This window comes from Mycobacterium sp. RTGN5 (genome assembly GCF_033804465.1).
GTDB lineage: Bacteria > Actinomycetota > Actinomycetes > Mycobacteriales > Mycobacteriaceae > Mycobacterium.
The window spans coordinates 339361-365429 of record NZ_JAPZLA010000004.1; the positions used below are offsets into that span (position 1 = coordinate 339361).

The following is a 26069-nucleotide window of genomic DNA, read 5'->3' on the forward strand; positions in this document are numbered from 1 at the left end:
CTACACCGTGAGGTTGAAGTTCGGGTCGGTGCCGTAGAGCGCCAACGAAGCCAACAGAACCACGGTCGCGACGGCGACCAGCGACGCACGCATGGAGATCCCGACCGCCTCGCCGACGCCGACCGGACCACCGCTGGCGTTGTAGCCGAAGTAGCAGTGGTTGATCATCACGAACATGGCGATGATGATGGCCACGACGAAGGACCAGAACACGTCGTCGGGCCGCAGGAACGTGCGGAAGTAGTGGTCGTAGGTGCCCGTCGACTGGCTGTACAACACGGTCGTGGTGAGCTGAGCGGCCAGGAACGACAGCAGCAGCGCCATCGCGTACAGCGGAATGATCACGACCATGCCGGCCAGGATGCGCGTCGACACCAGGTAGCTGACGGACTTGATGCCCATCACCTCCAGCGCGTCGATCTCCTCACTGATGCGCATGGCGCCCAGTTCGGCAGTCGCTCCCGCGCCGACGGTGGCGGCAAGGGCGTGCCCGGACACCAGGGGCGCGACGACACGGACGTTGACCAGCGCCGCGACGAAACCGGTGAAGGCCTCGACACCGATGTTGCCCAGTGAGGCATAGCCCTGGATCGCGATGAGCGAACCGCCCGACAGCGTCACGAAACCGACGATCGCGATGGTGCCGCCGATGACGGCCATCGCACCGGTACCCATACCGATCTCCGCGATCAGTCGCAGGGTCGCGCGGCGGTAGTAGCGCAGGGCGTGCGGGATCTGGCCGACGGCGGTGACGGTGAACCACGCCACGTCACCGACCCGGTCGATGAATCGGCCCGGCGACGACGCCCACTTGGTCGCCCTGGAATACGCCCGCGGGTAGCGGCTACGCAGGACTGTCGCTGTACTCATCTCAGTGCCCCGTTCCGAATCGGACGCCGATGGTCGTCAGGACGACGTTCACGGCGAACAATGCGACCACGGAAAGGACGAGCGTTTCGTTCACCGCGGTGCCGAGGCCCTTGGAGCCGCCGGAAACGGTCAGGCCGCGATAGCACCCGACCAGGCCGGCGATCAGCCCGAAGGTGAGCGCCTTGACGATCGAGATGATGACCTCGGGCAGTCCGGTGATCAGGGTCAGGGTCGAGACGTAGGCACCGGCGGAGATGTTCTGCATGTACACACCGAAGATGAAGCCACCGACCAGGCCGACGGCGATGACGGCGCCGTTGAGCAGCACGGCGACGAACGTCGAGGCGACCACCCTGGGCAGGACGAGACGGTGGATGGGATCGATGCCGAGCACCTCGAGGGCGTCGATCTCCTCGCGGATGGTGCGCGCACCGAGGTCGGCACAGATGGCCGTCGACCCGGCGCCCGCCACGACCAGCACGGTCACGATCGGGCCGAGCTGGGTCACCGCGGCCAGCGCGGCGCCCGCGCCGGAGACATCGGCGGCGCCGAACTCGACCAGCAGGATGTTGATGGTGAAGATGATCAGGATGGTGTTGGGGACCGCCACCGCGATGGTCGGCAGGAACGTCACCCGAAACTGAAACCAGCCCTGGAGGATGAACTCTCGCCACTCGAACGGCCATTTCGTGGTGGCCTTCGCGGTGAGCACGCACATGCGGAAGAAGCCACCGATAGCGGTCAGCGCCGGACGCGCCTTGTCCTGGATGTAGCCGCCAACACCGGCGGTCGTCGCCGTCACTGGGATGCCCACATGACGGGACCACGTCGGTGGCAGCTCAACGGCAGTCCGACTGGCACATACCCTCCTTGCCCCGACCCGCAGTGAGTGAGTGTCGTCTCCCTACTAACGAGTAGTAAGGCGGACCACAGGAATGTACCCGATCGCTGAGGGCGCGTGCACCGCATCTGCACTATTGACCTTCCCTCGTTATCCAGCGAAATTTGTCGTGCGGGTAAGTGGTTCGGCCGTTAGCCGGGATCGGCTGCATCCGAAGCATTTTCGCGGGCAGCATCCGCTTCGGCGCTGGCGCTGAAGCGAATCCGCAGCTCGGTCTTCAGCACTTTGCCAGCGGGGTTGCGGGGCAAGGCATCGACGATTTCGAGCCCCTTGGGGTGCTTGTAGCGGGCCAGTCGCTCGGTGAGGAATTCGTCGAGCTCGGCCAGCCGAAGTTCGCCCCCGGAGACAGCGGCGACGGCGACCGGCACCTCGCCCCACTTGGGGTGGGTCCGACCGATGACCGCCACCTCGACGATCGCGGGGTGCGCGGCCAGCACGTTCTCCACCTCGGCGCAGTAGATGTTCTCGCCGCCGGAGATGATCATGTCCTTCTTCCGGTCGACCACCCAGACGTAACCGTCGGAGTCCATCTTGACCAGATCGCCTGAGTGGAACCAGCCACCGGCAAACGCCTCAGCGGTGGCCTCCGGGTTGTTCCAGTAGCCGGCCATGAGAGTCGGTGCGCGATAGACGATCTCGCCGACCTCGCCGACCGGGACGTCGTTCATGTCCTCGTCGACGACGCGGGCGGCGACGGTCGGAATGACCTTGCCGACCGAGCCGCGCTTCCGGATCGCGTCGTCGCCGAGCAGCATGGCCGTCACCGGCGACATCTCGGTCTGGCCGAACGCGGCGAGGATCTTGCTGTCGGGGAAGGTTTCCGACATCTCGCGCAGCAGGGTGTCCGACGCCGGGGCGGCACCCCAGGACAGTGACCGCAGCCGGACGTCCCGCGGCTTGGCCTGTTGGGCGGCGCAGACGGCCTGCCACTGCGCCGGGACCAGGAAGATGCCGGTGACCCGTTCGGCCTCGAGAACGTCGAGCAATTGCCCGGGGTCGAATCCGCCGAGCGGGTGGATGACGGTCGGGGTGCCCAAGATGAGGCCGCCGAGGAGGTTGCCGATGCCGGCGATGTGGAACAACGGGACGCCGATGAACCCCACGTCGTGGTTGATGTCGGGGCCGGTGGTGTACATCCCGGTCATCGCCTGTCCGGCCAGGTTGGTGTGGGTCAGCACCGCGCCCTTGGGCCGCCCGGTGGTGCCCGAGGTGTACATGATCAGGGCCGGGCTGTCGTTGGGGATGTCAACGGGTTCGTGCTCATCGCCCTCTTCGGCGATGAGGTCCTCATAGCCGAGCACCCCGTCGTCGGTGGCGCCGCCGGCGACGACGACTGCGGTCAGCGTCGGCGCGAGGTCGCGGACGGCCTTGGCGACGTCGGCGAGGACGGTCTCGGTGACGACCACCGCCGCCTCGCAGTCCTGAACCAGGAACGCCAGCTCCGGCGGGGTCAGCCGGAAGTTGACCGGGACCGCGATCGCGCCGAGCTGGTTGGCCGCCAGGGTGGCCTCGACGAACTCCGGGCGGTTGAGCATCAGGATCATCACCCGGTCGCCGAACCGGACTCCGCGGCTGCTCAAGGCGTTCGCCAGCGCGGTGATCCGGCGGTCGAACTCGGCCCACGTCGTCGTATGCCCCAGGTACCGCAATGCGGTCGCGTCCGGTTGCATCAGGGCGTGCCGCGCCAGCTGGTTCGTCCAGTTCTGTCGGCGCGCGAGATACGGCTGGTCGGTGGTCGCGGTCAGCTGCCTGGTCACTAGTCCTCTTTTATCCGTCCGTCTGGCGTGAACGTCGCGTGAACCCGATACTGGAGAACGCAGGAATCGTTATATTTGATCAAATTTCGTGTTGCTTGGGTCACATTATTGCCTCGCTGATCGCCACACAAGTCCTCGGAGGTCACGTGAACGCACCGGCTTCCGCACGGGTTGACAACCGTCGGGGACGCCGTCGCTCACAGCTGTCGGACGAGGTCGCGGCGCATCTGCGGGAAGCCATCATGACCGGCGCGCTGCGGCCGGGGACGTTCATCCGCCTCGACGAAACGGCCGCACGGCTCGGGGTCAGCATCACCCCGGTGCGGGAGGCCCTGCTGACGCTGCGGGGTGAGGGGATGGTGGCTCTCGAGCCACGGCGCGGCTATGTGGTGCAACCGCTGAGTCGCCAGGACGTCGCCGACATCTACTGGCTGCAGGCCACGATCGCCAAGGAGCTGGTGACCAGCGCGGCCGAGCGTATGACCGACGACCAGATCAATGAGCTCGACGAGGCCAACGAGAGGCTCGCCGCGGCGGTGGCCGCGGGCGATCCGGCCGTCGTCGGCGCCGCCGAGTTCGCCTTCCACCGGTTGCTCAACCGGGGCGCCGGCCGGATGAAGCTGGCCTGGTTCCTGCTGCACGCAGCGCGGTACATGCCGCCACAGATCTACGTCACCGATGCGTCCTGGGGCGAGTCGTCCGTCGAGACCCATCGCCAGCTGATCGCCGCGTTGCGGAACCGCGACACGGCCACGCTCGTCGAGCTGTCCGGGGCCGAGTTCAACGACGGCGTGCACCGGCTGCTGGAGCAGCTGGAGCGCAACGGGATGTGGCGTCGCTAGCCGCGTTTGGCGGTTTAGCTGTTCGCTGCGAGCTGCTCGGCGCGCGTCTTGAGGTTATTGGCCAAGTGCTCGAGCACGTCGTTGACCAGCTTCTTGACCATCATGTCCGGGACCGGCAGGGAGACCTCGACCTCGAGGTCGACCGTCAGCAGGCTCGACGGCCCCATCGCCACCACCGAGAACAGCTGATCCTGCTTGGTGAAGACCTCGCCCTGCTGCAGCACGGTCTGGATCTGGCCCGCGCCTGGGTAGTAGACGGCCTGGATGAAGGTGCCCGCCTGGCCCTGGATCTCCATGTCGAGGCGCAGCTGACTGGCCCGGCCATCGTCATAGCGGGCCAGGACGAAGACGGCCTTGACCTCGGTATTCCATTGCGGGTACGCCTCGAAGTCGGCGACGATGCGCAGGATCGAATCGGCATCGGCGTTGACCTCTACGGTCTTGCTGACGAGCGGCATCGGGCGAGTCTATTTCAAAGCTAGGCGTTCGCTTTTTCCGCGCCGGCCGCCGGGCCCAGCGGTGACTCCACCCGGACCTTCTCTTCACGGATCAGGCCGCGCAGCAACGCGGTGCTGAACTCGGCGGCGATCTCCTTGGCGGTGCGCCGGCCGTCGGGGCGCAGCCAGCGGTAGGCCCCCAGCGTCATGCCGATGTAGCCCAACGCCACCACGTGGGTGTCGCACTCGAAGAACTCGCCGCTGACGATGCCCCGGCCGATCAGGCCGTGCACGTGCTCGTAGACCTGGGTTTCCTTCTCCCGGACCTCGGCGACCTGCTCAGCGGTGAACCACTCGGTGATGTAGGGCGCCTCTTGGAAATACACCGCCGCGCCCTCGGGGTTCTCGGCGATGTTCGTCAGCAGCCGGACGGTGTACTGGTAGAGCGCCTCGCGCGCGGTCCAGGACGGATCGTCGTGCACGGCCTCCAGGGTGTTGTCGGCGGCGCGGCGATAGATGTCGAACAGGATCAGCGACTTGCTGGCGTAGTAGTGGTAGACCGTCGCCTTGTTCAGGCCGACGACATCGGCGACGTCATCCATCCTGGTGCCGTGGTAGCCGCGCGTGGCGAAGAGCTTGGTGGCGACGACCAGCAGCTCTTCGCGCCGGGTCATCCCGTTCTCGGATGCCATGATGTCCTCGCTTGTTCTCTTCTGTTCTCTTCCGACGATGTCGGCTCTCTATCAACTAGTTGGATAGTTTAATGACCGGTGTCGCGGAAGCGACCCGCGGACTAGACTCGGCAAAGGTTGCGGCGGCTCTGGGAGGTGTGGCGGATGGATCCGAATCCGGATTACGACGCGAGCGATGAGGTCGAGTACTTCTTCAGCTGGCTCCCGTGGGCGCTGCGTGGCGTCTACCCACCACCCGCTTACCCCCCGGTCTAAGCCAGCCTGACAAAACCTTTGGCGGCCGGCCTGCGGGCGATGCGCGCCCGCGACCCCGAAGAACCGCATCGCGCGGCCAGCTCCCTCGAGCTCCTTTTCGACCTTGTCTTCGTGGTCGCCGTCTCGCAGTCGTCCGGTGCCCTGCACCACCTCTGGGAAGAGCAACACTTCGCCGCAGGCCTGGCGGCCTACGCGATGGTCTTCTTCGCCATCTTCAACGCCTGGATGAACTTCACCTGGTTCGCCAGCGCGTATGACACCGACGACTGGCTCTATCGGCTAACCACGTTCGCGCAGATGGCCGGGGCGCTGGTGATCGCGGCAGGTGCGCAGCGCGCGATGCTGGAGAACGATTTCGCCGCCATCATCGTCGGCTACGTGATCATGCGGGTGGCGATGGCCGCGCAGTGGACCCGAGCGGCGATCAGCGATCCGGAATACCGCGGCACCTGCGTGCGGTACGCCATCGGCATCGTCATCGTGCAAGTGCTCTGGGTCTCGTGGTGGGCGCTCGACGGCCCGGTGTGGTGGTTCCCGGTGCTGGCTCTGATCGACCTGTCGGTGTCACCGATCGCCGAACACCACAAAATGACGGCCTACCACCACCGCCACATCGCCGAGCGATACAGCTTGTTCACGCTGATCGTGTTGGGCGAATCGATTCTGGCGGTGGCGAATTCGATCATCGGCGGGCTCTCGGACGCCCACGCGCGCACCAGTCTCATCGTCGTCGCGGCCTGCGCTCTGGCGATCGTGGCGTCGATGTGGTGGATCTATTTCGACCGCCCTCAGCACCGTCAGACGATGACCTTCGGCCGGTCCTTCTACTGGGGCTATCTGCACTACTTCATCTTTGCCTCGGCCGCCGCGTTCTCGGCAGGGGTGGAGATCGCGGTCGCCGACCGTCTCGGGGAAGGCCACCTGCCGCATATCGTGGCCTCGCTGACGCTGACCGTCCCGCTGGCGGTGTTCCTGCTCGCGACCTGGCTGGTGCTCGACGCGGTGCGCCGCGACATCGTCCAGGCGATCGGCACCGTGGTACTCACGGTGGCAATGGTGGGCTCGTCGCTGCTGCCCAACGCACCCGTCGGTGCGGCCGTGGTCATGGTCGCGGCGGCGGCGCTGGTCAGCTGGCGGCACGCAGCCGATAAGCTTGCCGCCTTGTGAGCGACTGGACAACCACTGCGGCGCGCCCGCACGAGATGCGGCTTCGCCTGGACTCCTACCCCGTCATCGACGCCATCCAGGCGCGCTACGGCGACATGGATTCCAACGCGCACCTCAACAACCTGGCGCTGGAGTCGCTGCACGAAAACGCCCGGGCGACTATGAACCGCAGCCTGTTCACCGATATCTACGACGTGACCACGCGCCGACTGCGCCTGGTCACCTCGCAGAACGCCGTGCATTTCCTCGCCGAAGTGCACTGGCCGGCGACCATCCAGACCGGCGCCGGAGTCGGGCGGATCGGGCGCACCTCGTTCGTGGCGTCGACCGGACTGTTCGTCGACGGCAATTGCGTCGGTGTCTGTGACACCGTGCTGGTGCTACTGGGCGACGACGGTCCGGTGCCGATTCCCGCCGACCGGCTGGCCGCGCTGGAAACCGTCCGGTTGGGCACGCCGGGCTAGCGGGCTTCGAGCTCCTCGATGACCTCGCTGACCGATTTCTTGGTGTCCCCGAACAACATTGAGGTCTGCTCGAGGAAGAACAGCGGGTTCTCGATGCCGGCGTAGCCCGCGCTCATTCCGCGTTTGAGCACGATCACCGACCGGGACTGGTCGACACCTCAGCCTCAGGATCTCGGAAACACTTGTCACCCAACGATATATGGGCCATCTACGTACCGCACTGACCGACGTTTGCCTGGGCGTCCGAGATCGCGCCGTTGAGCTGGTCGGCGACGTGGCCCTGAATCTGCTTGATCAGCGACTGTGCAGGGCCCGTGCCGGGCGGAGTATATGCCTTGTTGATCAGACTCGGCACCGCGTGCAGACCGCCGACCGCACAACGGTTCAATTGCTGCATCTTCCACAGGATCCGTTGGTCGTGGACGAGATCCGCGTCCATATCGCTCCACGGCATAACGGCCTGATCTGGCCCAAAACCCTCATCGAAGTACACGATCAGAGCAAAGGTGTAAGTGTCGTCGCTGAATGCCGCATCAACCCATTTCGCATTGGGATAGGTATTGAGTCCGTATCCCTGATCCACGACCAAATGACTGCGCTCAGTCCAGGATACGGATTGCCCAGGCTCGATTCGCTGGATCGATAGCACGGGCACCTGGCCGTCGGGAAGTAAATAGGTACAGCCGTCGCCGCCGCATCCAGTCTGAGTGTCGTTACTCAACGCGGTCCGATCCATGAGCACCTGGACGAGATACACATTCTGGCCAACAACCGACGAAGGCCGAGTCCCCGTGAAATCCTTATGTTCGGATACAACTTCGTGGTACCACTGGAATCCAGCCACCGTGTAATAGGTGTATGTTTTTTCGTCAGTCACGTCGTGCTCCGACAGGTCGCGCAAGGCGAGCCCAGGTATTGTGCGGCCAGTCAAACCTGGGAGCGCCAAAAGGTCGGCGAGGCTACCACTCCAGCGGCTCAGATCAGGGACGCCTGTTCCGCCGCCACCTGTCCCGTCGCCGGCGTCGCCGGCCGCTCCTCCGTCCGGCGTTGCGAGCGGGGCAACGGGAACCACGGCAAGGACTTTCGTCGTCGCGCCCTTGCCGTCGGTGACCGTGACGAAGAACATGTCCTGTAGCGTGCCCTCAGCAGCGGCATCCAGTTCGCGGTAGGCATCGCGTGGCTTGTAGAGGAACGAGCCGTCGGCGTTGACGGTCAGCGAACCCATCGTGGTCCGGCCCGACGAACCATAGGTCAGCTGGTCCCCATCGGCATCGGTGGCCGTGACTTTCCCGTACACCACACCCGAATTCTGATCTGCCGCACCGACATAGATCGTGGCCGTCGGGGCGTGATTGGCCGGCTGATTGGGATCGGGCAGGACGATCGGCGCCGACGGTTCGATCGGGACACTAAAGTCACCTTCGATGGTGCCGCCGCGGCCGTCATCCGCGACCCAGTGATACAGGCCGACATCCGCACCCGGATCAGTGGCGGCTTGCGCACGCCGCTCATCGCTCGGATGGAACCACCACGAACCGGTCCCATCATCGAGGAAGAAGTTCCCATCCGCGTCAGTCGTCTGCCCAACCGAGATGATGTCAAACGCGAGCACGTCACCGTCCGGGTCGGTCACATTGAAATTACCCTGTACGAACCCGTCGACATCCGGCTGCCCCACGGTGACGGCCGCGGTCTGTACCGGGTTGTGATTCGCGTTGGTATCCAATCCAACAGTGACCGTAACGTTGGCTGTGGCGGTGCCGTCGTGGCCGTCGATAACGGTGTAGGTGAAACTATCTACGCCCGAATAGTTTTCGTCCGGGGTATAGGTGACCTCCGACCCCGACATCGCGATGCTACCGTGCGATGCCACCCCCACCGCCACCACCGTCAGCGCATCGCCATCAGGGTCGGAATCGTTGTCCAGCACCGCAATTGATACCGCGGCATGCTCAGCGGTGATGGCCGTGTCATTCACCGCATGCGGAGCATCATTGACCGCCGTGACCGACACAGTCACCGTCGCCGGGCCAGAACTCAGCGAACCATCCGAAGCCGTGAACGTAAACGAGTCAGTGCCATTGAAATTCGCATTCGGGATATACGACCAAGTGTCACCGGTCAGCGTCACGGTGCCATGCCCAGCCTGCGTACCCACCGCATACGTCAAATCACTCGAATCAACATCCGAGCCCGAAAACACCCCCGTGATCGTGGTTTCCTCAGCACCGGACCCCGCCGAAGCACTCACCACCGGAGCATCGTTGACCGCCGTGACCGACACGGTTACCGTCGCACTGGTGGCACTCATCGCCCCCGCAGAGTCCTTGACCTGATACGTGAACGACGCCGCCCCGCTGTAATCAGCGGTCGGTGTAAACGTCACCGTCCCATCAGCATTGAGCACCGCAGACCCATGGGTTGCCCCCGATACCGACGCCACCGACAAGACATCACCAGCGTCAGGATCAGTGTCATTACTCACCAACTGACCCGCCGCCACCGTCAACGCAGTGTCCTCAGCAGTACTCAACCCACCATCATCAACCGCGGTCGGAGCGCCGTTGCTGCGCTTGGGGATCACGCCGAGCGCGCTCAGCGTGGAGGTGATGAAGTTGCTAACGGCGGTGACCGCGGCGGTGAAGGCATGGCTGATGGAATTCAGTGCTGTTGTGACGAGCTTGCTGATGCTGGTGACGAAGGACTGCAGCGGGTCCGCGGCCGCTTGCGCAGTGGCGGATGCAGACAAGGTCAGTGCCTTAACGGGTGGGTTGACTTCGCCGGTGCCGGAATTTGATGCGAGGCTCGTCGCGGTGCGGCTTGTGACGACCTCCCGCTGGCGGCTGTGACCACCGAATTCGCGGCGCGTACCCGCCAACAGCACCACCTCTGCTGGCGAACCGACCGGATCACCAGCCGGTGATCCGGTAACCAGCAGCGATGCGAGCACGTTGCCGGTCGTATGGATGCGGGGCGCCACAGCCGCGGCAGCAGCAGCGGCCGCCGCGGGCGGTGGTTTACCGACTTGGGCGCCGTCGGGGGCCTCGGCCTGAGTCGCTGCTTCGTGGCGTTGAGCACGCGCTGTGGGCATGGGTGCGGTCGCGTCCGAATCGTTGCCAACCGGGGGAACGGGGGCTGCGTCGTGGGCCGCAGCAGGCCGGGATGGCGGCAGTCCACCTGATTGCGCAGCCCCGTCACGGTGCCGGCGCCCTGCGGTGGCCGGGTTGTCCGATGCCGACACCTGCTGGGGATCCGCGCCTGAGGCCCGGAAAGTCGGGGGACGCTGCGAGCGAGTCGTCGGTCCCTTACCGGCTCCCCCGGACGCGCCGCCCGGAGCAGAGCGGCCAACCGTCGATCCGCCATGATCAGAGCTGGCCGAGGTGGGGCCCGGTCCGTCGGCATGCGACACACCGCAAGCCAGCGAGGCACCCAGGCCCACCCCGACTCCCAACGTCACTGCCAGCGCGCCGACGCGCCCGATCGACTTCTCAAATCGCAGCGTTTTGCTTGCCGCCGGAACTGCATTCATGAAAATGGCCTCCCCCGTGCCCTCGGACATGTCCGTCCAGTGCTGATCGTAAGAAAAGGGATTCAGCAGGGATACGGGGGTTTCCCTGGTACCCGCCAGGGGGACCAAAAATCGACGCCAGACTAAACATGGGTAGCGCCGCGACCCGAGGCAGGTAGTGATTGCTGCCGACTGCCTGTGCGAAGTGTCTGCGATGATCCTGAACGTGGCGGGGGAAATCGTCGCGCGCAGCCATGAGCTGGCGCGGGTAGAGGCTGTACTTGAACGGGCTCGGCATGCGCCGACGGCGCTGATCCTCGCCGGTGAGGCGGGCATCGGCAAAACCACCGTATGGCGAGCGTCAGCCGAGTGGGCCAGGGGCGCCGGGTTCGGGGTGTTGACCACCGCCGGGGCAGCCGCGGAGGTGGCGCTGGCGTGGACGGGGCCGGCCGACTTGCTCACCGGGATCGACGACGCGGTGCTGGCGAGGTTGCCCGCCCTGCACCAGCGCGCGCTGGGCGCGGTGAGCACCGGCGAGGCAGGGCCACTCCCAAGACCATTTCGTCGATCGGGGAGGCCACCGTCAACACGACCGACACCGCAGTGCCCCGTGAACGGGCCGGCGCCGCTTGACCGATGAGCCGGCCGGCAATATCAGCCAGCGGCGCGCCGACAAGCGCCGGTTGATACCACTCCGCCAAGAAGCGATGGATCGGATCTTGCGCCACGCTCATCCCAGCTACGCAAACTCGCGCCCCCGATTCGCTGCACTAGGGATTTCCCTGGCAATTCCGCTCATTCAGCAGAAACATCGCCGTCCGGCACGGTCACGACCGCTGTGGTGCCACCACCGGCGGTGTCGACCAACTCGACCGAACCGCCCATCGCTTCGACCCCGACCAACAGTGACGACAGCCCGATATGCCCCTGGGCCACCTTGTTATCCAGCACGGCGGGGTCGAATCCCACCCCGTTGTCGACCACCCGCAGCACCAGTGAACCGGGCATCGGATCGAGCTCGACACGCAGACGGGTGGCACGAGAGTGCTTGTGCGCGTTGGCAAGTAGCTCGCGGGCGGCGCGGTAGAGCAGGGCCTGCGACGGCGGCTTGCCGACCTCTTCGACAGCGCAGTCGATGGTGACCTTCCAGCGCCGCTCGTACTGGCCGACCAGCTCGCGCAGCGCGGCGCCGAGCCCGACCTGGGCCAGCACCTGGGGATGCAAAGTGGTGACCGCGCTGCGAAGTTGGTTGATGGCGTCCTGCAGCGCCGCGTCGACCCGCTCAAAGGCGGTATCGGAGGGCTGTTCGCGCAGGTCCTCCAGATCCAGCCGGGCGGCCAACAGGTTCTGCAACGGACCGTCGTGCAGTTGTTCGGACAGCTGCCGGTTGTTGCGTTCGTCGGCCTGCATCGACTCCGAGACCAGCCGCCGCCGCACCTCGAGAAGCGAGCGCACCCTGGCCCGGCGACGGGCCAGCACCAGGCACAGCGCGGTGGTGGCCAGCGCCAGCCAGGCCAGGCAGCCGACCTGCACGTAGACGATATTGGGCAAGCCCATCGTGTCGTCGCGCTTGGAATAGAAGACCCACGCCCCCAGGTACCCGAGCGCGGTACTGGCACCGATCAGGGCGGTGATCTCGGGCCGGTCCAGGAACGAAACGGTGATCGGGATCAGGAAGAAGATCGGCAGCAGCCAGCTCGTCGCGCCACCGGAGGCGACGCACATCGCCAGCACGGCCACCACGTCGATCGCCGTTGATGCCCAACCGAACCACCGCTGCAACGGGCTGATCAGCACCAGGGCCAGCCAGACCGCGGCGGTGGCCGTGTACACGATCAGGACCGACCAATAGACCATCGGAAGCCAATGGTCGACGCCCTCGATCCACACCAGCAATGCGATCAGGACGATCAGCGGCAGCCTCAGGACGGCCGCGACGCGGACCGGCTCGGTGCCGAGATAATCGGCCGCGCGGGCCAGCGGAGCCGGCAGGTTACTCAAGCAGGCCCCGCCGCATGCCTTCGGCGACGGCCGCGGCGCGATCTCCCACGCCCAGCTTCTCGTAGAGCCGCTGCACATGGGTTTTAACAGTCGAGGGGGCCAGGAACAGCGCTTCGGCGATCGACGGGATGGTGCGTCCCAGTGCAATCATCTTGAGCACCTCGCGTTCCCGCGCGCTCAGCGACGGACCGGTGGGCTCGGCGCGGCGCCGGATCTCGACGGCCAGTCCCGATGCCAGCCGGGGCGACAGAACGTCGCGGCCCTTGGCGCAATCCAGAACCGCGTTGACGATCTCGGATCGGCTGGAGTCCTTGGGCAGGTAGCCGGCCGCCCCCTGCTGGAGTGCGTGATAGACGATTTCGGCGTCGTCGTGCGCGGAGACCAACAGCACCCTGGTCGTCAGTTCGTCGCGCCGCACGGCGGCGGCCACCTCGGCGCCGTCCATTCCGGGCATCCGGTAGTCCAGCAGCGCGACGTCGGGGGTGTGTTCCTTGATCAGCGCGAGCGCCGAGGTACCGTCCTCGGCTTCGGCGACGACCTCCACCTCACCGCTGCCGGACAGGGCCCGAACCAGACCGTCGCGGAACAGTGGGTGGTCGTCGCCGACGACGACACGCACCTTTTTATCGGGCATACCAGCAGCTTTCCATATTCTGTCCACCGATCGGGGGACAAACACTTCATCCCTGCCAGGGTCCCATCGGCGGACAGACAGGGCATCGCGTGCGGGCGATAGTCAATGCATAGCCGAAAGTCATCGGCCCCAGGAAGTAAGGGAGACGGACATGGACCGCACATTCACTCGCCGCTTCACCACCGCCCTGGCGGGACCGACCCTCGCGGTCGGCGTCCTGGCCGGCACCCTGATCGTCGCCACCCCCGCCGCGGCCGACACGATGGGCCTGAGCATGACGGCAACGGACTCGCCCGCCGCCCTGATCCCCGTCAACCTCTGACTGGGACGGAAGCCTCGACATGGCCACCATCACGGCAACCCGACTCATCGCTCTTCACGTCGCAGCGGTCGCCACGACCGGCATCGTCGCGGCAACGGTCTTGTCGAACACGAACAGCTCTGCGTCCTCCGACGTCGCCGACTACGGCTCGAGCGTCAGCGCACAACACATCAGCGGCCACCCATAATCCATCACCCCAGACCCGTTCCCGGGAGTTCGGAGGTCTATTGATCGATAACCTTTCTCCACATGCCTACGAGGCCCTCCCTATGGTCATAAGGGAGGGCCTCGTCGTGGTGTTAACGGGTGTCATATCGTGGCGGCATGGATTTCGCCATGTCTGCCAAGGGTGCTGACTACCACAAACGCCTCTCCGAGTTCATGGTCGAGCACGTCTTCCCGGCCGAGAAGTCCTACGACGAGTACCGCGCCGCCGCCGGACCGGGCGACTTCACCGTGCCGCCGGTGGTCGAGGAGTTGAAGGTGCTGGCGCGCGGCCAAGGGCTGTGGAACCTGTTCCTGCCTGCCGAGTCGGGATTGACCAACCTGGAGTACTCGTCGCTGGCCGAGCTGACCGGTTGGAGCACCGAGATCGCCCCGGAGGCCATCAACTGCGCGGCGCCCGACACCGGCAATATGGAGACCTTGCACCTGTTCGCAACCGAGCCGCAGCGCAAGCAGTGGCTGGAGCCCCTGCTGGCCGGCGAGATCCGCAGTGCCTTCTCGATGACCGAGCCCGCGGTGGCGTCCAGCGATGCGCGCAACATCGCGACGTCGATCGTGCGCGACGGTGACGACTACATCATCAACGGCCACAAGTGGTGGACGTCGGGCGCCAACGATCCGCGCTGCAAGATCCTGATTGTCATGGGCCGCACCAATCCCGATGCCGCGTCCCATCAGCAGCAGTCGATGATCCTGGTGCCCACCGATACCCCCGGGGTCAACATCAAACGTTCGACGTCGGTGTTCGGCTGGCAGGACCAGCACGGCCACGCCGAGATCGTCTACGACAACGTGCGGGTGCCCGCGTCCAACCTGTTGGGTGAGGAGGGCGGCGGATTCGCGATCGCCCAGGCACGGCTCGGGCCCGGCCGAATCCACCACTGTATGCGGGCGATCGGCGTGGCCGAGCGGGCGCTGGCACTGATGGTCGACCGGGTGCAGACCCGGATCGCCTTCGGTAAGCCACTGGCCGAACAGGGCATGGTGCAGAACGCGATCGCGTTGTCCCGCAATGAGATCGACCAAGCGCGGTTGCTGTGCGAGAAGGCCGCGTGGACCATCGACCAGCTCGGCAACAAAGAAGCCAAGGATCTGGTCGCGCAGATCAAAACCGTTGCCCCGCAGATGTCCTGCAACGTCATCGACCGCGCTATCCAGGTACACGGCGCCGCCGGCGTCAGCGACGACACCGTGCTGGCGCGAATGTACGGCTGGCAACGGGCGATGCGCATCTTCGACGGACCCGACGAGGTTCATATTCGTGCCACTGCCCGCGCCGAACTCGGCAGGGACAAAGGCGCTTTCGCAGCGGCGGTGACCAACGCGTGAACAACGGTCAGCTATCGGGCGCGTGGAACTTCCGCGATATCGCCGCGACCGCCGGGCTGCGCCCCGGCCGGTTCTTCAGGTCCAGTGAGCTCAGCCGTCTCGACGATGACGGCCGCGAGGTCTTCCGCACGCTCGGCATCACCGATGTCGCCGACCTGCGTTCGCCGCAGGAGGTGGAACGCCGTGGGGCCGGGGCCGTTCCGGACGGCGTCGCGATCCATCTGCTGCCGTTCCCGGATCTGTCGAACACGACCGCCCAGGCTCCGCACGAGACCAGCTGGCAGAAGATGATGACCGACAATACCGCCGACGACGACGTCGAGGCCGCGGCGACGCGGTTCATGACCGAGGAGTACCTGAAGTTCCCGGTGCTCGGTGGCGCGCAACGTGCTGTGCGGCAAGTGTTTTCGTTGCTGGGTTCGGGGCGTCCGGTGATCACGCACTGCTTCGCCGGTAAGGATCGCACCGGGTTCACCGTGGCAGTGGTACTGGAGGCCATCGGGATCCGGCATGACGCCGTGCTGACCGATTTCCTGCGCAGCAACGACGCCGTCGGGTCGTTGCGTGAACGCATCATGGAATCGGTGGTCGACCATGCGGGCGAGACGCCCGAGATCACCACCTTCGCCGAGGCGCGCCTGACCAACGGGGTCCTCGGCGTCCGCGAGGAGTACCTGGCGACCGCCCGGCGCACCATCGACGAGAACTACGGCAACCTGGAGGGATTCCTCCGAGTCTGCGACGTCAGCGCCGAGGACGTCGCACGCACCCGCACCGAACTACTGGGTTAGCAGCAGGCCGGCCACCCACACCGCGGTGGCGATGAGCCCGCCCGCCAGCTCCACACCCACCGACAACGCGGCACCCTTGAGCGCGTGCACGGTCGCCGCCCAGGCGCGCCGCTGATCGCGGCGGGCGGCAAGTTCGGCGAGGTACACCCCCAGCACGAACCCGAACAGCAGGCCGACGACCGGCACCACGAAGAAGCCGATCACCCCGAGCACCGCTCCCGCGGCCAGCGTCCACGTGCCGACCTCGGCCGCCCGCATCCGCTTGGCCGGCCACAGGTACTTGATCAGCAGGGTGGCGCCCAGCACCACGGTGACCACCCCGAGCACCACCCAGGACACCAGGGTGTGTTCGACGGCGGCCCAGACCGCGATCGCGGCAAAGACCAACAGGGTGCCCGGCAGGAGCGGCACGATGACGCCGACCAGTCCGACGGCGATGGCCAGTCCAACCAGGACAATGCCGCCGATGCTCACTTGTCGAATCTAGGCCGGCAACATCGCCGACACTCCGGGAGGCCGATCCGCTGCCCCCGATGCAACTGGACAGGTGTCTCGCGTACGGTCGACCACCCGGTGGATGCGCCCCCACCTACGCGAGCGACACCGCGCCATACCCTCTTGGCCGTGGCGCATAATTGCATCTCATATGCCATTTTGACGGACGTCCGTATCGCAATACCCGGCGGCGAGCTAACCTGGACAAGTGTCCATTACTTGATGTCCGCCCCCGCGTCATCCCGATTCGGGATCTCGAGCCACCGCCAACCGCGCTCGGGGTACGGAGTTCGCAGGTGGACCCTGCCATTCCATACACTTGCATCTTCCGCCCAGCCTCCGCATGACCAACCAGATCGGATCGCACTGATGATCATCGGGATTCCACGTGAGTCTCTGCCTGGGGAAACACGTGTCGCCGCCACACCACAGACGGTCGGACAGCTCATCAAGCTCGGTTACGAGGTGCTGGTGGAGTCCGGTGCGGGTGTCGCGGCGAGCTTCTCCGACGAGGCATACGTCGAGGCCGGTGCCGGTATTGGGACCACGACCGAGGCGCTCGGCGCTGATGTCATCCTGAAAGTCAACGCACCCAGCAGTCCCGAGATCGCCGCACTGCGCGACGGGGCAACACTGATCAGCCTGATCTCCCCCGCACTGAAACCCGAACTCGTCGAGGAACTGTCCACGCGGCCCATCACCGTGCTGGCCATGGACGCGGTCCCGCGGATCTCGCGAGCCCAGTCGCTGGACGTCCTGTCGTCAATGGCCAATATCGCCGGGTACCGCGCGGTCATCGAGGCAGCACACAACTTCGGCCGGTTCTTCACCGGCCAGGTGACCGCCGCGGGCAAGGTCCCGCCGGCCAAGGTGTTGGTGGTCGGCGCGGGTGTCGCCGGGCTGGCGGCGATCGGCGCCGCGGGCAGCCTCGGTGCCATCGTGCGCGCCACCGACCCGCGCCCCGAGGTCGCCGATCAGGTCAAATCCCTTGGTGGTGAGTATCTTTCGATCGAGTCGCCGGAGACCGAGGTATCGGCTACCGGGTACGCCAAGGAGATGGGCGACGACTACAAGGCCCGGGAGGCGCAGCTTTACGCGGACCAGTCCGAGGACGTCGACATCATCGTCACGACGGCACTGATCCCCGGCCGGCCCGCACCGCGCATCATCACCGCCGACATGGTCGCCTCGATGAAATCGGGCAGTGTCATCGTCGATATGGCCGCGGCCAACGGCGGCAACGTCGAGGGCACCGTCAAAGACCAGGTCGTCCTCACCGACAACGGCGTGACCATCATCGGCTACACCGACCTGGCCGGCCGGCTGCCCACTCAGGCATCGCAGCTCTACGGCACCAACCTGGTCAACCTTCTCAAACTGGTGACCCCGGAAAAAGACGGCACGCTCGTACTCGATTTCGACGACGTCGTACAGCGGTCGGTCACCGTGGTCCGCAACGGCGAGACGACGTGGCCACCACCACCGGTACAGGTATCTGCTGCCCCGGCTCCTGCTGCGACGGCCGCCCCGGCAGTGCGGCCGACCAAAGAACCGATGACGATGGGCCGCCGGCTCGGCATCACCTTCGGCGCTGCCGCGGTGCTGTTCCTCCTCATCGCGTTGTCCCCGGCAGCACTACAGGTGCACCTGACAGTGTTCGCGCTGGCGATCGTGATCGGCTACTACGTCATCGGCCACGTGCACCACGCATTGCACACCCCGTTGATGTCGGTGACCAACGCGATCTCGGGCATCATCGTCGTCGGCGCGCTGCTCCAGATCGGCCACAGTGACGTCATCGTCACAACATTGGCCGCCGTCGCCATCCTGCTTGCCAGTATCAACATCTTCGGTGGCTTCGCGGTGACGCGTCGCATGCTCGCGATGTTCTCGAGGAGCTGAGTTGTTCACATTGGAAACGGCCGCCACCGCGGCCTACGTCGTCGCGGCCCTGCTGTTCATCCTGGCGCTGGCCGGGCTGTCCAAGCACGAAACATCGCGGAACGGAAACACATTCGGCATGGCAGGCATGCTGGTGGCGCTGGTGGCCACCATCGCGCTGGCCCTGGCCCGCCATATCGAGCCACTCGGTCTGGGCCTACTGATCGGCGCCATGGCCATCGGTGCCGCGATCGGGTTGTGGCGTGCCCGGGTCGTCGAAATGACCGGTATGCCCGAGCTGATTGCCCTGCTGCACAGTTTCGTCGGTTTGGCCGCGGTCCTGGTCGGATGGAACGGCTACCTGCACGTCGAGCACGACCTCGCCGGCGCCGAGGCCGCGCTGCTCGATAGCCAGGGCATGCTCGGCATCCACTCCGCCGAGGTCTTCATCGGCGTGTTCATCGGCGCCGTCACCTTCACCGGATCGATCGTCGCCAACCTCAAATTGTCGGCGCGCATCAAATCCGCCCCGCTGATGTTGCCCGGCAAGAACTTTCTCAATGTCGGTGCCCTGGTGCTGTTCGTTGCGTTCACCGTCTGGTTCGTCATCGAACCCCAGCTGTGGCTCCTCATCGTCGTCACGGCGTTGGCGCTGCTGCTGGGCTGGCACCTGGTCGCCTCGATCGGCGGCGGCGACATGCCCGTCGTGGTGTCGATGCTCAACAGCTATTCCGGTTGGGCTGCAGCAGCTTCGGGTTTCCTGCTGTCCAACGATCTGCTGATCGTGACCGGCGCCCTGGTCGGATCTTCAGGTGCCTACCTGTCATACATCATGTGCAAAGCCATGAACCGCTCGTTCATCTCGGTCATCGCCGGTGGGTTCGGCATCGAAGCAGGACCGGCCGAGGACAAGGATTACGGCGAACACCGCGAGATCACCGCCGAGGGAGCCGCCGAACTCTTGTCGTCGGCCAGTTCGGTGATCATCACCCCCGGCTACGGGATGGCCGTGGCCCAGGCCCAGTACGGCGTGGCAGAGCTGACCCGCAAGCTGCGCGAGCGTGGTGTCAGTGTGCGATTCGGTATCCACCCCGTCGCAGGCCGTCTGCCCGGACATATGAACGTGCTGCTGGCAGAGGCCAAGGTGCCCTACGACATCGTGCTCGAAATGGATGAGGTCAACGACGATTTCGCCAGCACCTCAGTGGTTTTGGTGATCGGCGCCAACGACACGGTGAACCCGGCGGCGTCGGAAGATCCGACCAGCCCGATCGCCGGCATGCCGGTGCTGACGGTCTGGAATGCCGAGCACGTCATCGTGTTCAAACGGTCGATGGCCTCCGGTTACGCCGGCGTGCAGAATCCACTGTTCTTCCGCGAGAACACCCAGATGCTGTTCGGCGATGCTCGCGACAGGGTCGACGACATCAACGCCGCGCTGTAAGACCGTTGCGGTGAACCGCCGCGTCCCGATGTGGTCGGTGCCGATGTTCTTCATCGTCGGCGCCGTATCGCAGTATGTCGGTGCCGCGCTGGCGGTGTTCCTGTTCGCCACGGCCAATCCGGCCGCGGTGGCCTGGCTACGCGCCGCGGGGGCCGCCGTCGTGCTGCTCGCCTGGCGCAGACCGTGGCGCCAGGTGTGGACGCGCCGTGGTCTTACCGTCGCCGCCGGGTTCGGGATCGTCACCGTCGGGATGAATGTGGCCTTCTTCGAGGCGATTTCACGTATCCCGCTCGGTACCGCCGTCGCGATCGAATTCATCGGACCCGTCGCGGTGGCGACACTGGGCACGCGGCGCCCCCGTGATGTCCTGGCCGTCGTACTCGCGGCGGGCGGGGTGGCGCTCCTGGCCGGAGTGCAGGCCGGTGCCGACGCCGTCGGTGTGTGCTTCGCCCTGACCGCCGCGGCGCTGTGGGCGTGTTACATCCTGCTCGGCAAACGGGTCGCGGAGGCGGGTTCAGGGCTGGGTTCCCTGGCCATCGGGATGGCCGTCGCGGCAGGGCTGCTGGCGCCGCTCTTGCTGGCTGGTCAGCTACACACCGATGCGCACGTGCTCACCGATCCTCGGACCTGGTTGGTGGGTCTTGGCGTCGGCGTGCTGTCCACGGCGGTGCCGTACGCGCTCGATCAGTTCGTCCTGACGGTCATCACCCGGGCCCGCTTCGCCCTGTTTCTGGCACTGCTGCCCGCTGTCGCCGCCGGTATCGGCGCGGTCATGCTGCATCAGTGGCTGACACCCACCGAACTCACGGGCATCGCCTTGGTCATGACTGCGCTGGTCATCACCGCGGGCGACTCGGTTGCCGAGGACACCGGAAACTAAAGCTTGTCGGCGAGGTCCACGAGATCCGTTGCCGTCACGTCGAATTCGTCGGGCTCGAACGCCACCCGATAGCGCCCTGGTTGTCCCCATTCCAGCGGGCGGTCGACGTAGGCGGTCCGCAGCCCGGCATCGCGGGCCGCTCGCAGGTCGCTGGGATGGGCCGCGACCAACATGAGTTCGTCGGGCGCCACATCCAGGATCTGCGCGCAGCCCAGGTAGGCCTCGGGGTCGGGTTTGTAGTGACCGAAGATCTCTGCTGACAGCACGCAGTCCCACGGCAGACCCGCCCGCTTGGCCATGTCGGTCAGCAGCGACACGTTGCCGTTCGACAGCGTGGTGATGATGAATCGCTCCTTGAGCCGGTGCAGCCCGGCGAGGCTGTCGGGCCACGGGTCCAGCCGGTGCCACGCCCGGTTCAGGTGGTCGACGTCGTCGTCTGCCGCCTCGATGGCGGCGTCGCGAAGCAACTCGTCGAGGATCCTGCGGTGCAGGTCGTCCAGCCGTGTCCACGGCAGCTCGCCGCGGCGAACCCGATCCATCGCCGGAACGTAGCCGGCCCGCCAGTTGTCGGCGAACTTCGGCCAATCCCGTAGCACGCCTTGCCGGTTCCCGAATTCCTGGAGCTCACCGATGAGACTCGCGCGCCAGTCGACGACGGTGCCGAACACGTCGAAGGCCAGCGCGCGAATCACAGCGACTCCAGCTTGAGATCAGCCGAGCTTGAAGGTGGCGTGCTCGGCGGAGGACAGGTCATCGATCGTCGACCACTGCGACGCGATGTCGTCGACGGTCGGCACGTTCTCGAAGGTGACGCCCTCGTTCTGGAACAGCGCCGCGCGCTGCACCTTGCCGCCACCGACGATGAAGATCGAGGCCGAATCGGGCACCTCTTCGGTGCACAGGTAGCCGACCACCGGTGCGACGTACTCGGGGGTGAGCTTCGCGAGCACCTCCTTGGGCAGGATGTCCTCGGTCATGCGGGTGGCCGCGATCGGCGCGACAGCGTTGGCCTTGATGTTGTACTTGGCGCCTTCCTGGGCCAGCGAGTTGATCAGGCCGACCAGGCCGAGCTTGGCGGCGCTGTAGTTGGCCTGCCCGAAGTTGCCGAACAGACCACTCGTGGAGGTGGCGACGACGATGCGGCCGTAGCTCTGCTCGCGGAAGTGCGGCCAGGCGGCGCGGATGACGTTGTAGCCGCCGTACAGGTGGACCTTCAGCACGGAGTCCCAGTTCTCGAACGGCATCTTGTGGAACGTGCCGTCGCGCAGGATGCCCGCATTGCTGACAATGCCGTCGACCTTGCCGAACTCGTCGATCGCGGTCTTGATGATGTTCTCGGCGCCCTCCGACTCGGCAACCGAGTCGTAGTTGGCGACAGCCCGGCCGCCGGCGTCCTTGATCTCCTGGACCACCTGGTCGGCCATGTTGTGGCCGGCTCCGGTGCCGTCGCGCGCGCCGCCGAGGTCGTTGACCACGACACTGGCGCCCTCCTTGGCCAGGGTCAGGGCATATTCACGGCCCAGACCACCGCCGGCACCGGTGACGACGACAACTCGATCCACAACTCCGGGCATGAGTTTCCTTTCTCCGACTGACGGGACTTACTCCCCTGTATACGTGGGCCGCCGGAGCTGCAGGCACCCGGGTGGCGTCAGGCCTTCTGCGCGACGACGAAGGTCCCGAACGCGTCCGGATCGTCGGCCATCGGCACGTCGACCCAGCGGTCCAGCCGGCGCATCGCATCGGGGGAGCGCTCGCCGGACGCCAGCCACCCGTGCCCGTTGAGCCAATCGGTCACCTCGGCGCGATCCGGGTCGTTGTACATCAGGTTCTGCATATCGATGGTCTGCTCGATGTCGAGCTGGTCGGCGAACTTCTCGAAGCGTTCCCGCGCCTGTTCGCGCCGCTCGTCGGAATGGTGCCCGACGGTCTCGGCCGAGACCCGGCTGCCCGGCGCGCTGAGCTCGGTGACCAGTTCGAACAACCGGTCCTGGGCGTCAGCGGGCAGGTACATCAGCAGTCCCTCGGCCAGCCAGGCCGTGGGCTGTGCGGGATCGAAACCCTGGTCCTTGAGCGCGGTCGGCCAGTCCTGGCGCAGGTCGACGGGCACCTCGTGGCGTTCGGCAACCGGCGTCACACCGTGTTCGGCCAGGGTCTTGGCCTTGTAGTCCAGGACCAGGGGCTGGTCGATCTCGTACACGTGGGTGCCGGCCGGCCAATCCAACCGGTAGGCGCGCGAGTCCAGACCCGAGGCCAGGATCACGATCTGGCGGATGCCGGCGGCGGTGGCCTCGGCGAAGAAGGCGTCGAAGAAGTGGGTGCGTACCGCCTGGTAATTGAGCATGTGGGTGAACATGGCGACGGCTTCGGGATCGACCTCGGTCAGCCGGTCGGCGATCGACGCGTCGAGGAAGTTCTCCCACATCCCGGTCCCGGCACCCGCCACCAGAATCCGGGCGTAGGGATCGCGGATCAGTGCATCGGGACGGTCGGTCTCGGCGGCACGGGCGGCGGCCACCAATACGGCGGTCGAACCCACGCTGGTCGCGATGTCCCAGGTGTCGTCATCTGTGCGCAAAGTACTCATGGCAGCGGTGTCCCCAATTCGGCGTCGCTTATCGGCTCGACACTGGTCCGCGGGCCCCGAGGGCAGCGCATCAACCCAGTTCAGCCAGGGTTATACGACGATGCTACCGAGAAACTTAGCTAGACTATGCGACTGTGGCGCATGTCACCGGACTGCTAGCCGGCGTGCCAGGCCTTGCCGTTGAGCAACTCCAGGAACTGGTCGATGATCGCGACCAGCCGCTCGTTGTCGCCCACGAATCCGGCGTAGAAGCCCAGGCCCCACATCACGGCCATGAACATCTCGGCAGCCGCCTCGATGTCGATATCGGCGCGAACCTCGCCCGACTCGATGGCGTCCCGGATGGCGGCCTTGAGGTATCCGCGGGTGAACTCCCGCGAATCATGGTTGGACTCGGCCAACTCCGGATGTCGCTCGGCTTCGAGTACGGCCGTCACCAGGAACGCAGCAACTGAGCGATCCTGACCTTCGGCCTGCACCACCGCCTGGATGAAAGAGCGGATCCGGCCGGCCAGCGTTCCCTCACGCTGCGACTGCTGGACGGCAGTTTCGATGACCAAGGCGTTGGTCTGATCGACCACCTCTTGGTACAACACCCGTTTGCTGGCGAAGTAGTGATTGATGGCGGGTCTAGTCAGGTCGGCACGGATGGCGATTGCCTGAAAGGTGGCAGCGTCATAACCCAATTCGCTGAACACCTCACGGGCGGCGCGCATGATGCGCTCTCGCGTTTCCGCTGCCTTCGCTGCTGGGGGGCGACCCGGGCCCCGACTCGCTGTATGCGGCACGGTCAAAATTGTGCCACAACTACGCGAGAAATTTTGACGGCCGACAACATTTGCTTAATCCTGAGAAATTAGAATTCCACTCATATTCATATCTACCTGCGGAATCCGTTGCAACGACGCCGTTCTAGCTCGCGATCCGTTCGCAACCTGCGGTTTTAGGTCCCTATACCGGATAGTCACCAACAGGTAAATTCTTTGGAAATGCGAATTACGCCTGAGAATTCGCCAGTACGGCATTTGCGCGCGAGAGTTCCCCGTCAAAAGGTTGCAGGGTGCTGGAGACGCGTTTGCTGGAGCCAGTTTTTGGTCTCTAGAAGGCCTTACGCATGATCCTGATCGCACGATCAGTGTACGGCGGGTACATGAGTTTCAAATCCAATTTGGTCGATTTGGCCAACACGGCGCGGCGGTGACTGAGCGCTTCGAAGCCCCACTTCCCGTGATAGGCACCCATCCCGCTGGCCCCGACACCGCCGAAGGGCAGTTGCGGGACGAGGCAGTGCACCGCCACATGGTTGACCACCGCACCGCCGGAGGGCATCCGGTCGATGAGGTCCTTGGCCACCTGCTGCGAAGCCGTGAAGACGTAGAGCGCCAGCGGCTTGGGCCGGGCGTTGACGAACGCTACGGCAGCGTCTGGCGAATCCACCGCGATGATCGGCAGAATCGGGCCGAAGATCTCGTCGGACATCACCGGATCGTCGGCGGCCGGGTTGATGATCACGGTCGGATCGATCCGCAGCGCCGAGCGATCCGAGCCGCCACCGGTGACAACGGTCCCGCTGGTCGCGCTGATCAGGGACACCAGCCGATCGAACTGCCGCTCGTTGACGATCCGCAGCGACGGGTCCTTCTCTTCGGCGCGGAACTGGGCGATCGTCGCCACGATCTTGTCGGCCAGCTCGCTGGCGATCGTGCGGTCGGCCAGCACATAGTCCGGGGCGATGCAGGTCTGACCCGAGTTCAGCATCTTGATCCAGGCAATCCGGCGGGCCGCCACGTCGAGGTCGGCGTCGGCGAGCACCACCACCGGGCTCTTGCCGCCCAACTCCAGGGTCACCGGCGTCAACGTCGGCGCGGCGGCAGCCATGATCTTGCGGCCGATCTCGGTACCGCCGGTGAACAGGGCGTGGTCGAACCCCTGTGCCATCAGGTCCTGAGTGACCGCCGCGTCGCCCTCGACCACGCGGATGGCCTCGGCGTCGAGGTATTCCGGAATCAGCCGTGCCATCAGCGCCGACGTGGCGGGCGCCAACTCCGAGGGCTTGATCACCATGCCATTGCCTGCGGCGATCGCCGCCACCACCGGGGCCATGCACAGATAGAAGGGGTAGTTCCACGGCCCGATCACCAGGATCACGCCCAGTGGATCGAACTGCACCCATGCCTTCCCGGGCAATTGCGCCAGCGGAAGCCCATATTTCTGCGGCTTCACCCACTTCTTCAGGTGTTTACGGGCGAAAGCGGCTTCGGCCTTCGTCGAGCCGATATCGCCGAGCCATGCCTCGAACGAGGACCGGCCCAAATCGCTGGCCAGCGCCTCGGCGATCTCCGGCTCCCGCTCTTCGCACATCCGCTCCACGGCCCGCAGCTGCTCGGAACGCCAGGTCAGCGAGCGGGTGCGGCCGCTGTTGAACACCCGGCGCACATCGGCCAGCACGCCGGCGGCACCCTGGTCGGTGGCCTGGTCATTGGTGATCTGGGCGGTCATGCCATCTCCTCGAATCGATCTCGTGATTCCAGCTTGCCCCATCATTGGGGTCGCGTCACCAGGCCTGGGGGCCGATCCTGCGAAACTT

26 protein-coding genes and 1 pseudogene are annotated in these 26069 nt (G+C 65.6%); 12 read left to right on the top strand and 15 right to left on the bottom strand.

Annotated features, from left to right (window positions below):
* The 3 genes from SLQ31_RS21695 to fadD5 form a co-directional block, all read right to left on the bottom strand.
* On the bottom strand, positions 1-870 hold the full coding sequence (locus SLQ31_RS21695) for an ABC transporter permease (protein ID WP_319436127.1): 870 nt from the start codon (positions 868-870) through the stop codon (positions 1-3).
* A gap of 1 nt (position 871) precedes the next feature.
* Positions 872-1588 (bottom strand): MlaE family ABC transporter permease, encoded by a 717-nt coding sequence (locus SLQ31_RS21700; protein ID WP_413642740.1) that lies wholly within the window; start codon positions 1586-1588, stop codon positions 872-874.
* Between the two features lie 314 nt (positions 1589-1902).
* Positions 1903-3528, bottom strand: a complete 1626-nt coding sequence (fadD5, locus tag SLQ31_RS21705; RefSeq protein ID WP_319436130.1) for a fatty-acid--CoA ligase FadD5 — start codon at positions 3526-3528, stop codon at positions 1903-1905.
* A 146-nt stretch (positions 3529-3674) separates the two neighbouring features.
* Here fadD5 and SLQ31_RS21710 point away from each other — a divergent pair, with 146 nt between their 5' ends.
* Complete coding sequence (locus SLQ31_RS21710) at positions 3675-4370, top strand: GntR family transcriptional regulator (RefSeq protein WP_319436131.1); 696 nt, start codon at positions 3675-3677, stop codon at positions 4368-4370.
* Positions 4371-4384: 14 nt separating this feature from the next.
* On the opposite strand, the gene SLQ31_RS21715 is transcribed toward SLQ31_RS21710, so the two are convergent.
* Positions 4385-4828 (bottom strand): SRPBCC family protein, encoded by a 444-nt coding sequence (locus tag SLQ31_RS21715; RefSeq protein ID WP_319436132.1) that lies wholly within the window; start codon positions 4826-4828, stop codon positions 4385-4387.
* Positions 4829-4848: 20 nt separating this feature from the next.
* Entirely contained in the window at positions 4849-5499 is a 651-nt protein-coding gene (locus SLQ31_RS21720; RefSeq protein ID WP_319436134.1) for a TetR/AcrR family transcriptional regulator, read from the bottom strand.
* Positions 5500-5643: 144 nt separating this feature from the next.
* Here SLQ31_RS21720 and SLQ31_RS21725 point away from each other — a divergent pair, with 144 nt between their 5' ends.
* Genes SLQ31_RS21725 through SLQ31_RS21735 form a run of 3 tightly spaced genes read left to right on the top strand, consistent with a single transcriptional unit; the run spans position 5644 to position 7385 of the window.
* On the top strand, positions 5644-5754 hold the full coding sequence (locus SLQ31_RS21725) for a hypothetical protein (RefSeq protein ID WP_005142555.1): 111 nt from the start codon (positions 5644-5646) through the stop codon (positions 5752-5754).
* An 18-nt stretch (positions 5755-5772) separates the two neighbouring features.
* Positions 5773-6921, top strand: a complete 1149-nt coding sequence (locus SLQ31_RS21730; protein ID WP_413642696.1) for a low temperature requirement protein A — start codon at positions 5773-5775, stop codon at positions 6919-6921.
* Positions 6918-7385 carry an acyl-CoA thioesterase gene (locus SLQ31_RS21735; RefSeq protein ID WP_319436137.1) on the top strand — a complete coding sequence of 156 codons (468 nt, stop codon included), beginning with the start codon at positions 6918-6920 and terminating at the stop codon, positions 7383-7385. The genes SLQ31_RS21730 and SLQ31_RS21735 overlap by 4 nt, the downstream gene beginning before the upstream one ends.
* Here the strand turns inward: SLQ31_RS21735 and SLQ31_RS21740 are convergent.
* A pseudogene (locus tag SLQ31_RS21740) lies at positions 7382-7540 on the bottom strand (NAD(P)(+) transhydrogenase (Re/Si-specific) subunit beta); the annotation flags it as partial. The gene SLQ31_RS21735 and the pseudogene SLQ31_RS21740 overlap by 4 nt on opposite strands.
* Positions 7541-7593: 53 nt before the next feature.
* Positions 7594-10335, bottom strand: a complete 2742-nt coding sequence (locus tag SLQ31_RS21745) for an Ig-like domain-containing protein (protein ID WP_319436138.1) — start codon at positions 10333-10335, stop codon at positions 7594-7596.
* 772 nt (positions 10336-11107) lie between these two features.
* On the opposite strand from SLQ31_RS21745, the gene SLQ31_RS21750 reads away from it, so the two are divergent.
* The gene (locus tag SLQ31_RS21750) at positions 11108-11533 is read left to right on the top strand and encodes an ATP-binding protein (RefSeq protein WP_319436141.1); all 426 of its coding nucleotides are present in this window, start codon (positions 11108-11110) and stop codon (positions 11531-11533) included.
* Positions 11534-11688: 155 nt separating this feature from the next.
* On the opposite strand, the gene SLQ31_RS21755 is transcribed toward SLQ31_RS21750, so the two are convergent.
* Positions 11689-12894: an ATP-binding protein gene (locus tag SLQ31_RS21755; RefSeq protein WP_319436142.1), complete on the bottom strand. Its 1206-nt coding sequence runs from the start codon at positions 12892-12894 to the stop codon at positions 11689-11691.
* The gene (locus SLQ31_RS21760; protein WP_319436143.1) at positions 12887-13528 is read right to left on the bottom strand and encodes a response regulator transcription factor; all 642 of its coding nucleotides are present in this window, start codon (positions 13526-13528) and stop codon (positions 12887-12889) included. Before SLQ31_RS21760 ends, SLQ31_RS21755 begins: the two co-directional genes overlap by 8 nt.
* Before the next feature lie 151 nt (positions 13529-13679).
* On the opposite strand from SLQ31_RS21760, the gene SLQ31_RS21765 reads away from it, so the two are divergent.
* The 4 genes from SLQ31_RS21765 to SLQ31_RS21780 all read left to right on the top strand — a co-directional run bounded on the left by SLQ31_RS21765 (position 13680) and on the right by SLQ31_RS21780 (position 16195).
* Positions 13680-13850 carry a hypothetical protein gene (locus SLQ31_RS21765; RefSeq protein ID WP_319436144.1) on the top strand — a complete coding sequence of 57 codons (171 nt, stop codon included), beginning with the start codon at positions 13680-13682 and terminating at the stop codon, positions 13848-13850.
* A gap of 19 nt (positions 13851-13869) precedes the next feature.
* A complete protein-coding gene (locus SLQ31_RS21770) occupies positions 13870-14037 on the top strand; it encodes a hypothetical protein (protein ID WP_319436145.1) in 168 nt (55 codons plus the stop codon).
* Between the two features lie 149 nt (positions 14038-14186).
* Positions 14187-15404: an acyl-CoA dehydrogenase family protein gene (locus tag SLQ31_RS21775; RefSeq protein WP_319436258.1), complete on the top strand. Its 1218-nt coding sequence runs from the start codon at positions 14187-14189 to the stop codon at positions 15402-15404.
* Entirely contained in the window at positions 15401-16195 is a 795-nt protein-coding gene (locus SLQ31_RS21780; protein WP_319436146.1) for a tyrosine-protein phosphatase, read from the top strand. The genes SLQ31_RS21775 and SLQ31_RS21780 overlap by 4 nt, the downstream gene beginning before the upstream one ends.
* Here SLQ31_RS21780 and SLQ31_RS21785 read toward each other — a convergent pair.
* A complete protein-coding gene (locus tag SLQ31_RS21785) occupies positions 16184-16669 on the bottom strand; it encodes a DUF456 domain-containing protein (RefSeq protein ID WP_319436147.1) in 486 nt (161 codons plus the stop codon). The two genes, SLQ31_RS21780 and SLQ31_RS21785, sit on opposite strands and share 12 nt — an antisense overlap.
* Before the next feature lie 390 nt (positions 16670-17059).
* Here SLQ31_RS21785 and SLQ31_RS21790 point away from each other — a divergent pair, with 390 nt between their 5' ends.
* The 3 genes from SLQ31_RS21790 to SLQ31_RS21800 are packed head-to-tail and all read left to right on the top strand — an operon-like array spanning position 17060 to position 20895.
* On the top strand, positions 17060-18592 hold the full coding sequence (locus tag SLQ31_RS21790; protein ID WP_319436148.1) for a Re/Si-specific NAD(P)(+) transhydrogenase subunit alpha: 1533 nt from the start codon (positions 17060-17062) through the stop codon (positions 18590-18592).
* Position 18593: 1 nt separating this feature from the next.
* Positions 18594-20015 carry a Re/Si-specific NAD(P)(+) transhydrogenase subunit beta gene (pntB, locus tag SLQ31_RS21795; RefSeq protein ID WP_319436149.1) on the top strand — a complete coding sequence of 474 codons (1422 nt, stop codon included), beginning with the start codon at positions 18594-18596 and terminating at the stop codon, positions 20013-20015.
* Positions 20016-20025: 10 nt separating this feature from the next.
* On the top strand, positions 20026-20895 hold the full coding sequence (locus tag SLQ31_RS21800; RefSeq protein WP_319436151.1) for an EamA family transporter: 870 nt from the start codon (positions 20026-20028) through the stop codon (positions 20893-20895).
* Here SLQ31_RS21800 and SLQ31_RS21805 read toward each other — a convergent pair.
* The 5 genes from SLQ31_RS21805 to SLQ31_RS21825 all read right to left on the bottom strand — a co-directional run bounded on the left by SLQ31_RS21805 (position 20892) and on the right by SLQ31_RS21825 (position 25981).
* Positions 20892-21587 carry a haloacid dehalogenase type II gene (locus tag SLQ31_RS21805; protein WP_319436152.1) on the bottom strand — a complete coding sequence of 232 codons (696 nt, stop codon included), beginning with the start codon at positions 21585-21587 and terminating at the stop codon, positions 20892-20894. The two genes, SLQ31_RS21800 and SLQ31_RS21805, sit on opposite strands and share 4 nt — an antisense overlap.
* 18 nt (positions 21588-21605) lie before the next feature.
* The gene (locus tag SLQ31_RS21810) at positions 21606-22469 is read right to left on the bottom strand and encodes an SDR family oxidoreductase (RefSeq protein WP_319436153.1); all 864 of its coding nucleotides are present in this window, start codon (positions 22467-22469) and stop codon (positions 21606-21608) included.
* Positions 22470-22546: 77 nt separating this feature from the next.
* Positions 22547-23473: a class I SAM-dependent methyltransferase gene (locus tag SLQ31_RS21815; protein ID WP_413642743.1), complete on the bottom strand. Its 927-nt coding sequence runs from the start codon at positions 23471-23473 to the stop codon at positions 22547-22549.
* Positions 23474-23637: 164 nt separating this feature from the next.
* The gene (locus SLQ31_RS21820) at positions 23638-24270 is read right to left on the bottom strand and encodes a TetR/AcrR family transcriptional regulator (RefSeq protein ID WP_319436155.1); all 633 of its coding nucleotides are present in this window, start codon (positions 24268-24270) and stop codon (positions 23638-23640) included.
* A 310-nt stretch (positions 24271-24580) separates the two neighbouring features.
* On the bottom strand, positions 24581-25981 hold the full coding sequence (locus SLQ31_RS21825) for an aldehyde dehydrogenase family protein (RefSeq protein WP_319436156.1): 1401 nt from the start codon (positions 25979-25981) through the stop codon (positions 24581-24583).
* Positions 25982-26069 lie beyond the last annotated feature (88 nt).